Source organism: Lonsdalea iberica (assembly GCF_002111585.1).
GTDB lineage: Bacteria > Pseudomonadota > Gammaproteobacteria > Enterobacterales > Enterobacteriaceae > Lonsdalea > Lonsdalea iberica.
The window spans coordinates 38870-49946 of record NZ_LUTP01000007.1; the positions used below are offsets into that span (position 1 = coordinate 38870).

Consider the following 11077-nt stretch of genomic DNA (forward strand, 5'->3'; position numbering starts at 1 on the left):
TTCTTTACATTGACGCCAGCGCTAAATATAGTCGAAAACCGATGAGGATCCCGTAACTACAGCGGCGGGAAGCGAGTTTTATGGGAGATTCACCGTACATGACACCGTCGTCTCAGATAGATCTATTGCCTACCTCCGAGGCAGGCAGCGCAGGGACGCTGCCCCCAGCCCGCGTACTCGACGTTCGCGGGCTGGGCGTCAATTTCGTGCAACATCAGCATCGGGTCGATGCGGTTCGAGACTTGTCTTTTACCGTCGATCGCGGCGAAACACTGGCGATCGTCGGGGAGTCCGGCTCCGGCAAGTCGGTCACTTCACTGGCGTTAATGCGCCTGATCGAGCAGGCGGGCGGCGCGTTCTCCAGTGGCGAACTGCTATTCCGCCGCCGTGGCGGGCAGGTCGTCGACCTTCGTCAAATCCCCCAGTCACAGATGCGGCATATTCGCGGCGCGGATATGGCGATGATTTTCCAAGAACCCATGACGTCCCTGAATCCGGTCTTTCCCGTGGGCGAACAGATCGCCGAGTCGGTGCGCCTGCATCAGGGACTGGATCATGCCAGTGCCCGACGCGAGGCGCTGCAAATGCTGGAGCGGGTGCGGATCCCCGAAGCCGCCAACGTTCTGAAGCGTTATCCGCATCAGCTTTCCGGGGGCATGCGCCAGCGCGTGATGATTGCGATGGCGCTCTCTTGTCGGCCGAAGCTATTGATTGCGGATGAACCGACCACGGCGCTGGATGTGACCATTCAGGCGCAAATTCTACAATTGATTCGTACGCTGCAGCGCGAGATGGAGATGGGGGTGATCTTCATCACTCACGATATGGGCGTGGTGGCTGAGATGGCGGACCGGGTGCTGGTCATGCACCGTGGCGTCTGCGTCGAATCCGGCGCTGTCGCGCCGCTGTTCTCCGCGCCGCAGGAGCCCTATACGCAGGCCTTGCTGGCCGCAGTCCCGAGGCTGGGGGCCATGAGCGGACAGCCTTTCCCCCTGCCGTTCATGTTGCCGGGTCAATCGCCTGAAGTCGCCGCGGCGCCGCAGAACACTTTACCCGACGGCGCGGCGCCGGTCCTGCAAGTGGAGAACCTGGTGACGCGATTCCCCCTTCGTTCAGGGATCTTGAACCGCATCACCCGTCAGGTTCATGCGGTAGAACATGTCAGCTTCGACCTTTATCCGGGCGAAACGCTGGCATTGGTGGGCGAGTCCGGTTGCGGTAAATCCACCACCGGCCGCTCGCTGCTGCGGCTGGTTGACAGTCAGGACGGCGTAATTACCTTCAATGGGCGGCGTATTAATCAGCTGAAAGGGGCCACGTTGCAGCATCTGCGGCGGGACATTCAGTTTATCTTTCAGGACCCGTACGCATCGCTGGACCCCCGTCAGACGGTGGGATATTCCATCATGGAGCCGCTATTGGTGCACAAGGTCGCCAATCGGGCGGAGGCGGAGCAGCGCGTCGCCGCGTTGCTTGAGCGCGTGGGACTGTCGCCGGAGCACGCGCAGCGCTACCCTCACGAGTTTTCCGGCGGTCAGCGCCAGCGTATCTGCATCGCACGGGCGCTGGCGCTCAATCCTAAGGTGGTGATCGCAGATGAGTCCGTTTCGGCGTTGGACGTCTCGATTCAGGCGCAGATCGTCAATTTGATGATGGATATTCAGCGCGAATTCGGCACCGCATTTTTGTTTATTTCCCACGACATGGCCGTGGTAGAACGCATCAGCCATCGTGTGGCGGTGATGTATATGGGGCAAATCGTCGAGCTTGGCACGCGTCAGGACGTGTTCGAAAACCCGCAGCACCCCTACACGCGCAAGCTGATGGCGGCGGTGCCCAGTCCCGATCCAGCCCGACGTCATCAGAACCTGACGCTAGAGATTGATGAAATACCCAGCCCGATCCGGGCATTGGGCGATGAGCCCGCGACGGCTCCGCTGGTGCAGGTGGGGGAGCGGCACTTCGTCGCCCGCCACCGCATCGCCGGCGCCTACTGATAGGGAACACAAGGAGAATGCACAACATGAATACAGTTAAGTCGCATCGCTGGCTGTTGGCCGCGGGCATCGCTGCTTCAATAACCGCCGCCCCGGTATGGGCAGCGAAGGACGCAGTCATCGCCGTCGCCTCCAACTTCACAACGCTCGATCCTTACGACGCTAACGACACGCTGTCTCAGACGGTGGCCAAGTCGTTTTATCAGGGGCTGTTCGGCTTTGATAAGGAGATGAAGCTCACCCATGTTCTGGCGGAGAGCTACCAGGCCAGCCCCGATGGCAAGGTGTATACCATCAAACTGCGTCCGGGCGTGAAATTCCATGACGGTAGCGATTTCAACGCCGAAGCGGTGAAGGTCAACTTCGATCGTGCCAGCAATCCGGACAACCGCCTGAAACGTTACAACCTGTTCAAGAGTATCGCCAGCACGGAAGTGGTCGACCCGCTGACGGTGAAAATCACGCTGAAGACGCCGTTCTCCGCGTTTATCAATAATCTGGCGCATCCCGCGGCGGTCATCATCTCGCCGGCGGCGCTGAAGCAATACGGCAAGGAGATCGGCTTTCATCCGGTTGGAACGGGGCCATATCGCTTTGTGACCTGGAATCAGACCGACTTCGTGAAGGTGGAAAAATTCGCCGGATATTGGCAGTCCGGCCTGCCGAAATTGGATAGCATCACGTGGCGTCCAATTGTCGATAACAATACGCGCGCGGCGCTGTTGCAGACCGGCGAGGCGCAGTTCGCCTATCCGATCCCCTTCGAGCAGGCCAAGCTGCTGGAAAAAGACAAGGCTATCTCGTTGGTGGCGTCGCCGTCGATCCTGCATCGCTACATCAGCTTCAACGTGACGCAAAAGCCGTTCGACAATCCTAAAGTGCGTCAGGCGATTAACTACGCCATCAATAAAGATGCGTTAATCAAGGTCGCGTTTTCGGGCTATGCGGTGCCGTCTGAGGGGCCGTTGCCAGCGGGCATTGACTACGCGGTGCAGTACAAGCCCTGGCCGTACGATCCGGCCAAGGCGCGCGAGCTGCTCAAAGAAGCGGGCTACCCCAACGGGTTCACCACCACGCTGTGGTCGTCGCATAACCACAGCACGGCGCAGAAGGTATTGCAGTTCACCCAGCAGCAGCTGGCGCAGGTGGGTATTAAGGTGCAAGTGACCGCGATGGACGCCGGACAGCGCGCCGCGGAAGTGGAAGGCAAAGGCGTGAAAGAGAGCGGGGTTAAGATGTTCTACACCGGTTGGTCCGCTTCCACCGGCGAAGCCGACTGGGCGCTGAGCCCACTGTTCTCGACCGCCGCCTGGCCGCCCGCGCAGTTTAACACCGCGTTTTACAGCAATCCGGCGGTAGATGCCGACCTGACCAACGCGTTGAAAACGACGGATCGCGCCGAGAAGCAGAAACTCTACGCCGACGCACAGGACAAGATCTGGGCCGATGCGCCCTGGGCGTTCCTGGTGACGGAGAAACTGGTGTCAGCCAATAGCAAAAAACTGACCGGCTTCTACATGATGCCGGACACCTCGTTCAGTTTTGATAACGCCGACCTGACTGAGTAATCAACCTGCGCCGCCGGCTTCAGACCGGCGGCTTTTCCGACCGGCGTATCGGCCGGTCGGCGAAACACCGTATGTGGAAAGGCGTCAATGCTGAATTATTTTCTCAAACGTTTACTGGGACTCATCCCGACCTTGTTCATCGTCATGGTGCTGGTATTTCTGTTTGTTCACCTGTTGCCGGGCGATCCCGCGCGTCTGGTGGCCGGACAGGATGCGGATGCCGAAGTCGTACAGATGGTGCGCCAGGAACTGGGGCTGGATCGACCGCTGCCGCAGCAGTTTTTGCATTTTATGGCTAATGTGTTGCGGGGGGACTTTGGCCACTCGATGGTGTCCAAACGGCCGGTCACGGAAGAGATCGCCACCCGCTTCATGCCGACATTTTGGCTGACGGTGTGCAGCATGGCCTGGGCGACGCTGTTTGGCATGAGCATGGGGATGGTTTCCGCCGTGTGGCGCAATCGCTGGCCAGATCGGGTCGGCATGACGCTGGCGGTGTCGGGACTCTCTTTCCCGGCGTTTGCGCTGGGCATGTTATTGATGCAGGTTTTCTCGGTCCAACTGGGCTGGCTGCCGACCGTTGGGGCCGACAGCTGGCGGCACTATATCCTGCCATCCATCACGCTTGGCGCTGCCGTGGCGGCGGTGATGGCCCGCTTTACTCGCGCGTCCTTCGTCGAGGTGATGCAGGAAGACTATATGCGCACCGCCCGCGCCAAAGGGGTGAGGGAGTCGCTGGTTATCGTGAAACACGGATTGCGCAATGCGTTGATCCCCGTCGTGACGATGATGGGTCTACAGTTCGGCTTTCTGCTGGGCGGCTCCATCGTGGTGGAGAAGGTATTTAATTGGCCGGGATTGGGCCGATTATTGGTGGACGCCGTCGAGATGCGCGACTATCCCGTGATTCAGGCGGAAGTGCTGCTGTTTTCGCTGGAGTTTATTCTTATCAACCTATTGGTGGATATGCTGTATGCGGCCATCAATCCGGCCATTCGTTATCAGTGAGGGACACAATGAAAAACTGGCGACGCAACGCCGTGATAGCAGGCATGCCGACGGCGACGACGGGGAAAAACCGGACGCCGCTGCGGGAATTCTGGCGGCGCTTCTGTCAGCAGCGGGTGGCGCTGGTTGCCGGCCTGTTTGTCGTGCTGCTGGTGTTGGTGGCAGTGTTCGCCCCTTATCTGGCGCCGTACGACGCGGAAAATTACTTTGACTACGACCGGTTGAACGAAGGGCCGTCGGTGCTGCACTGGCTTGGCGTAGATTCGCTGGGCCGGGATATTTTCAGCCGGATTCTGCTCGGCGCGCGGATCTCGCTGGTCTCCGGCGTGTGTTCCGTACTGGTCGGTATGGCGATCGGCACGGCGCTGGGGTTGGTGGCGGGTTACTACGAAGGCGTGTGGGACCGCCTCATCATGCGTCTCTGCGATGTGTTGTTCGCTTTCCCGGGGATCCTGCTGGCGATTGCCGTCGTGGCGATCATGGGCAGCGGCATGGCGAACGTGGTGGTGGCGGTCGCGATTTTCAGCATTCCGGCCTTTGCCCGTCTGGTTCGCAGCAACACGTTGGTGTTAAAGCATCAGACGTTCATTGAGTCGGCGCGCAGCATCGGGGCGTCCGATTGGACTATCGTACTGCGCCATATTCTACCCGGCACCGTATCGTCCATCGTCGTGTATTTCACCATGCGCATCGGGATGTCGATCATCGCCGCCGCGAGCCTGTCTTTTCTGGGTCTGGGCGCGCAGCCGCCGATGCCGGAGTGGGGGGCGATGCTTAACGAGGCGCGGTCGGATATGGTACTGGCGCCGCACGTGGCGATTTTCCCCAGCCTGGCGATCTTTCTGACGGTGCTGGCATTCAATCTGCTGGGTGATGGTTTGCGTGACGCGCTGGATCCTAAGCTGAAGTCGTAATCTTTTTATTCAACGGTCTGCATCGGACTGGTTCGTTTAAAAAAACGCCGCGTCGAACATGACACGGCGTTTTTTGTCTGGCGTCCGCGCGGCGAATGCGGCGCGGACGAGGAGTGTTTAGAACGAGGTACGCTTGTACTTGCGGTACTGCGGGTGCCAGAAGTTGTGCTCGATCGCCTTGATCAGCGCTTCTTCGGAGGTCACTTCCGCGACGCCATCTTCTTGCGCCATTTTGGCGACTTCCAGCGCGATGTGGTGCGACACGTCCTGGATTTTCTCGATCTCCGGCAGCAGGCCGCCTTTGCCATCGTTCGCCAACGGCGAACAGTCGGCCAGCGCGCGACTGGCCGCCATCAGCATACCGTCGGTGATGCGACGCGCGCCGCTGGCCAGCACGCCGAGACCGATGCCCGGGAAGATATAGGAGTTATTGCACTGAGCGATCGGGTAGATCTCGCCTTTGTGCGTGACGGGAGCGAATGGGCTGCCGGTGGCGACCAGCGCCGTACCGTCGGTCCAGTTGAAGATATCTTCCGGACGGGCTTCTACGCGTGAGGTCGGGTTGGACAGCGGCATAACGATAGGACGCGCGCAGTTGCTGTTCATCTCACGGATGATCTCTTCCGTAAACAGCCCCGGCTGGCCGGAAACCCCGATCAGCACGGTCGGCTTGGCGTTTTGCATCACTTCCAGCAGAGAAATCGCGTCGCTGCTGACATCCCAATGCGCGATTTTCTCGCTCTTCTGCACCAGCGGACTTTGGAAGTTGAGCAGGTTCGGCAGTTTGTCGGTCAGTAGGCCGAAACGGTCAACCATGAAGACGCGGGAGCGCGCTTCTTCGTCGGTCAGGCCTTCCGCCACCATCTGGGCGATAATCTGCTCCGCGATGCCGCAACCGGCGGAGCCGGCGCCGAGGAAGGCGACGGTCTGGTCGCGCAGCTGGCTACCGGCGGCGCGGCTGGCGGCAATCAGGCTACCTAGCGCCACAGCGGCGGTGCCCTGAATATCATCGTTAAAGCTGCAAATTTCATCGCGGTAGCGGTTCAGCAACGGCATGGCGTTGCCCTGCGCAAAGTCTTCGAACTGCAGCAGAACGTTCGGCCAGCGGCGTTTTACCGCCTGAATGAATTCGTCCACAAAGGCGTAGTACTCGTCGCCGGAAATACGCGGATGACGCCAGCCCATATAGAGCGGATCGTTCAGCAACTGGGGGTTGTTGGTTCCGGCATCCAGCACGACCGGCAGCGTATAGGCTGGGCTGATGCCGCCGCAGGCGGTGTACAGCGACAGCTTACCGATAGGAATCCCCATGCCGCCGATACCCTGATCGCCCAGCCCCAGAATACGTTCGCCGTCGGTCACCACGATGACTTTAACGTTCTGTTTCGTGGCGTTCTGAAGCATGTCGTCGATATGCTCACGGTTTGGGTAGGAGATGAACAGGCCGCGCGCGCGACGGTAGATATCGGAGAAATGTTCGCAGGCTTCGCCGACGGTTGGGGTGTAAATGATCGGCATCATCTCACTCAGGTGACCCTGCAGCAGTCGGTAGAACAGCGTCTCGTTGGTGTCCTGAATGTTGCGCAGATAGACATGCTTTTCGATGTCGTTTTTGAAGCCTTCGTACTGACGCCAGGCGCGTTCGGCCTGTTCTTCAATGGTTTCGACCGCTTCCGGCAGCAGGCCGGTCAGGTTGAACTGCGATCGTTCTTCTTCGGTAAAGGCGCTGCCTTTGTTTAGTAGCGGAAATTCGAGAAGGATGGGTCCAGCATAAGGGATATAGAGAGGGCGTTTACTTTCGTATTCTAATTCCATGACGTTTAGCTCTTTTTTTTAGGGGTAACAGAAATGGGTTCAGGTGCAGCAACGAAAAGAAGTGTCTTTAAAATCTTAAAGAACCCACTGAATATGTACAGGCAATGTTAATTAAAATAATTACATATGACTTGCATTCAACTAGAAAGTGAGCAAGGTCACACCCTGTTTGGCCTTGGGCAACATTCACGTAATAACAACGTACCGGAAATCAACATCTCCCAAGGCCCCCAACATGGCCTGCGTAGCGCTCCACTGACTGATGACGGCCTGTTTACGTTCAACCAGCACCGCGTGACGCAAATTCGCGATTCTTTCCCCTGACAGATTCATCAGGTTCAGCGCCGCCTGTAGCGGCGGCAGGCTGGGGTTGAAGGCCGCATTTTCAGCGTAACAGCCGATGTAGATCGCGCCCGAGTGCGTCTGCAGGGCAATGCCGCTGTAGGACTCCGTGTACGGCGCATGACTGCGGTTGGCCGCCGCCAGCGCGGCCTGTACTAATGTGTCTTCGCTATACAATTTTAACCCGTGATGCGCCTGGTCCATCAGCAGCGTGGCGACATTCAAATCACGCGGGCCGAAGGCGTCGGGCAGATAATGAGAAAGGGGCTGAGGCGTGCGTTCGGGCAGGCTAATACTCAGCGTCGCCGCAGAGTTCAGTTCGTTGATGAACTGACGGCAGTGCCCACAGGGCGAATAGTTGACGGTCAGCGCGCGCAGTGCCCGCTCATGACGCAGCCAGGCATGGGTGATGGCGCTTTGCTCTGCATGAACGCTTTGTTGCAGCGGCATACCGGGAAATTCCATATTGGCGCCGAAATAGAGGTTGCCGCTGGCGCCCTGGACGACCGCGCCGACCTGGAAATGCGAGATCGGCGCATGGGCGCAGGCCGCCGCCAGCGGAAGCAGCATCAGCGCGAGCTGCGCTTCATCGACCTGAGCGGCGGCGCAGAGACGTCCGACGTCCGCGGCACATAGCCACGCGGCGAAATCTCCCCGATTAAGCATCGGCGTGAGCACCGCCTGCATCGCGTCGGGCAACTGGCTGAGTGCAGCGTGAAACCGTGATTGCATGTACGTCCCCCTTCTCATTCTTCTTTTTTCAAGCATAGCGGACAGACGACGTCGAATCGCCTAAATGTGATCTTTAGCACAATGACATGAAACGGAATGAAAAGCTGGGGGACCCTATTGATCAAAATATGACTCGCATGAGCGCTCGTCCGCACAAGCCGGAGAGCGCTCCTGTCCTTAGTGCGCCATCAGCAACAGCAGCGGGAAGACGAACGGGGCGAGCAGCGACGTCATAATGCCGCAGATCACTAATGCCAACGAACTAAACGCGCCTTCCTGAAAGTCGACTTCCGCGCAGCGGGCGGTGCCCAGGGCGTGGGACGCGGTGCCCATCGACAGCCCGCGCGCCGACTTCACTGTGATCTTCAGGCGATTGAGCAGGCTGTGTCCCATCACCGCGCCGAGGATCCCGACGAAAATCACGCAGACGGCGCTGATGGCGGGGATGCCGCCGATCGAGCTGGCGACCGCCATCGCGATCGGGGTAGTCACGGACTTCGGCAGGACCGACGCGGCGATTTCCGGCGTCGCGCCCAGCCACAGGGCCACCAGCGTGCCGCTGACGATCGCGGTCAGACTGCCGACAAAGCAGACGGTAATAATGGATTTCCACCGGGCGCGAATTTGATGAATCTGCTCGTAGAGCGGGAAAGCCAGCGCGACCACGGCGGGCTGCAACAGGTTGTTCAGCGCCTCGCTGCCTTTGAAATAGTGTTCGTAAGGAATGCGTAGCAGCAGCAGGACGGGAATAATGATGAGCATGGAGACCAGCAGCGGATTGAGCAGCGGCATGTTCAGTTTAATCGCCACCTGGCGCGCGCCGAAGAACACCAGCAGCGTCAGCGGCAAGGACCACCATAAATAGGTCAGCATTGCTCTTTTTCCTTAGCTGCCTGCGGGGTTCCCGGCAGCGTCCTTTCCCGGTGCATGATTTGGGTGCAGTAACCGACAACCACCATCACAACCAGCGTGCTGATCAGGCAGGAGACGACGATGGGACCAAACTGGCTGCGCAACAGATCGAAATAGCTCATCACGCCGACGCCGATAGGGACGAACAGCAAAGCCATATAGCGGATCAGTACATGACAACCGGGTCGGACCCAGTCGGCGGGCAGGATTTGCGAAGAGAGCAGGGCGAAAAGAATCAGCATACCAATGATGCTGCCGGGGATAGTGATAGGCAGTAACGCGGATATCGTATTGCCTGCGTAAAGGCACAGGTAAATCAATACGAAAGCGCGTAAATACTGCCAGCAGAGTGTGATCGTATTACGCATGGAAGGATTCCTGATTATCTGGGGGGATTTATGATAGCGCTAACCGAAAGCCGGTGCTACGGGTTGCGCAGCACCGTTTCCCCCGATCGGAAATCAAGGTTTTTTCGCCGCTAAACCAAGGTTTAGTCGAACAATTCACTCTGCGATACGGCTTCGGCGATCGCCTTCGTCAGTCGGGATAGGGATTCCGCTGAAATAATATACGGAGGCATGAGGTAGATCAGTTTGCCAAAGGGCCGGATCCAGACACCTTTGTTAACAAAAAAGCGTTGCAGCCGCGCCATATTCACCGGCGCGACGGTTTCCACCACGCCGATGGCGCCCAGTACGCGGACATCAGCCACGCGGGGAGAGGCGGCCAGAGGCAATAACTCAGCGCGCAGCTGCGCTTCAATCGCCGCGACCTGAGACGACCAATGTCCTTCTTCCAACAGCGCCAGGCTCGCGTTGGCGGCCGCGCAGGCGAGCGGGTTCCCCATAAAGGTCGGGCCGTGCATAAAGCAGCCCGCCTCGCCGTCGCTGATGGTGTTGGCGATGTGTCGGGTGGCGAGTGTCGCGGACAGCGTCATATAGCCCCCGGTGAGGGCTTTACCCAGGCACAGAATATCCGGCGTGATGCCTGCATGTTCGCAGGCGAACAATTTGCCGGTGCGGCCGAAGCCGGTGGCGATTTCATCGGCGATCAGCGGGATGCCGTGCTGGTCGCATAGCTGGCGCACCCGACGCAGATACTGGGGATGATAGAAGCGCATGCCGCCAGCGCCCTGCACGATCGGCTCCAGAATCACGGCCGCGATGCTGTCCGCGTGCTGTTCGACGATTGCCGCCAGCGAATCGCCGTCTTCTTCCCGCCACGTTTCGCCAAAGCGACACTGCGGCGCATCCGCGAACAGATGTGGCGGTAAATACCCCTGATAGAGGCTGTGCATCGAGTTCTGCGGATCGCACACCGACATCGCCCCCAGCGTATCGCCGTGATAGCCATGACGCAGCGTCACAAACTGGCGACGCGACTGTCCCTGCGCCTGCCAATACTGCAACGCCATCTTCATGGCGACCTCAACCGCCACCGATCCGGAATCCGCCAGAAAAACGCACTCCAGCGCCTCCGGGGTCATCGCTACCAGCCGTCGGCACAACGCGATGGCGGGCGCATGGGTGATGCCCCCGAACATGACGTGGGACATTTGGCCCAGTTGCTCCGTGACGGCCTGATTGATGCGGGGATGGTGATAGCCGTGGATCGCCGCCCACCAGGACGACATGCCGTCTACCAGCTTACGGCCGTCTTCCAGCTGTAGCTCCACGCCGTGCGCGGCGCTCACCGGATAGCAGGGAAGAGGCTGGGTCATGGACGTATAAGGATGCCAGATATGGCGTTGGTCAAACTGGAGATCGTCTGGAGTGATCATAACTTGTCA

The 11077-nt window shown here is 59.1% G+C and carries 9 protein-coding genes; 4 read left to right on the forward strand and 5 right to left on the reverse strand.

Annotation, left to right across the window (positions count from 1 at the left end; genetic code table 11):
• Positions 1–98: 98 nt before the first annotated feature.
• From AU511_RS04140 to gsiD, 4 genes are all read left to right on the forward strand, one after another.
• A complete protein-coding gene (locus AU511_RS04140) occupies positions 99–1997 on the forward strand; it encodes a dipeptide ABC transporter ATP-binding protein (protein ID WP_094108859.1) in 1899 nt (632 codons plus the stop codon).
• 26 nt (positions 1998–2023) lie between these two features.
• Positions 2024–3565 carry a glutathione ABC transporter substrate-binding protein GsiB gene (gsiB, locus tag AU511_RS04145; protein ID WP_094108860.1) on the forward strand — a complete coding sequence of 514 codons (1542 nt, stop codon included), beginning with the start codon at positions 2024–2026 and terminating at the stop codon, positions 3563–3565.
• Between the two features lie 87 nt (positions 3566–3652).
• Complete coding sequence (gene gsiC, locus AU511_RS04150) at positions 3653–4573, forward strand: glutathione ABC transporter permease GsiC (RefSeq protein ID WP_094108861.1); 921 nt, start codon at positions 3653–3655, stop codon at positions 4571–4573.
• Between the two features lie 8 nt (positions 4574–4581).
• A complete protein-coding gene (gsiD, locus tag AU511_RS04155; RefSeq protein WP_094108862.1) occupies positions 4582–5487 on the forward strand; it encodes a glutathione ABC transporter permease GsiD in 906 nt (301 codons plus the stop codon).
• 117 nt (positions 5488–5604) lie between these two features.
• Here the strand turns inward: gsiD and AU511_RS04160 are convergent, their stop codons facing one another.
• From AU511_RS04160 to bioA, 5 genes are all read right to left on the reverse strand, one after another.
• Positions 5605–7302 (reverse strand): NAD-dependent malic enzyme, encoded by a 1698-nt coding sequence (locus AU511_RS04160; RefSeq protein ID WP_094108863.1) that lies wholly within the window; start codon positions 7300–7302, stop codon positions 5605–5607.
• Positions 7303–7488: 186 nt separating this feature from the next.
• Entirely contained in the window at positions 7489–8376 is an 888-nt protein-coding gene (gene cdd, locus AU511_RS04165; RefSeq protein WP_094108864.1) for a cytidine deaminase, read from the reverse strand.
• Between the two features lie 177 nt (positions 8377–8553).
• Entirely contained in the window at positions 8554–9249 is a 696-nt protein-coding gene (locus tag AU511_RS04170; protein ID WP_094100163.1) for a CidB/LrgB family autolysis modulator, read from the reverse strand.
• On the reverse strand, positions 9243–9656 hold the full coding sequence (locus AU511_RS04175) for a CidA/LrgA family protein (RefSeq protein ID WP_094100164.1): 414 nt from the start codon (positions 9654–9656) through the stop codon (positions 9243–9245). Before AU511_RS04175 ends, AU511_RS04170 begins: the two co-directional genes overlap by 7 nt.
• A gap of 122 nt (positions 9657–9778) precedes the next feature.
• Positions 9779–11068, reverse strand: coding sequence for an adenosylmethionine--8-amino-7-oxononanoate transaminase (gene bioA, locus AU511_RS04180; RefSeq protein ID WP_094108865.1), 1290 nt, complete (start codon positions 11066–11068; stop codon positions 9779–9781).
• Positions 11069–11077: the final 9 nt, after the last annotated feature.

Excerpts from the sequence above, each read along its gene's own strand:
- AU511_RS04140 (WP_094108859.1), top strand. The coding sequence starts at position 99 with ATGACACCGTCGTCTCAGATAGATCTATTGCCTACCTCCGAGGCAGGC.
- gsiB (WP_094108860.1), top strand. The coding sequence starts at position 2,024 with ATGAATACAGTTAAGTCGCATCGCTGGCTGTTGGCCGCGGGCATCGCT.
- gsiC (WP_094108861.1), top strand. The coding sequence starts at position 3,653 with ATGCTGAATTATTTTCTCAAACGTTTACTGGGACTCATCCCGACCTTG.
- gsiD (WP_094108862.1), top strand. The coding sequence starts at position 4,582 with ATGAAAAACTGGCGACGCAACGCCGTGATAGCAGGCATGCCGACGGCG.
- AU511_RS04160 (WP_094108863.1), bottom strand. The coding sequence starts at position 7,302 with ATGGAATTAGAATACGAAAGTAAACGCCCTCTCTATATCCCTTATGCT.
- cdd (WP_094108864.1), bottom strand. The coding sequence starts at position 8,376 with ATGCAATCACGGTTTCACGCTGCACTCAGCCAGTTGCCCGACGCGATG.
- AU511_RS04170 (WP_094100163.1), bottom strand. The coding sequence starts at position 9,249 with ATGCTGACCTATTTATGGTGGTCCTTGCCGCTGACGCTGCTGGTGTTC.
- AU511_RS04175 (WP_094100164.1), bottom strand. The coding sequence starts at position 9,656 with ATGCGTAATACGATCACACTCTGCTGGCAGTATTTACGCGCTTTCGTA.
- bioA (WP_094108865.1), bottom strand. The coding sequence starts at position 11,068 with ATGATCACTCCAGACGATCTCCAGTTTGACCAACGCCATATCTGGCAT.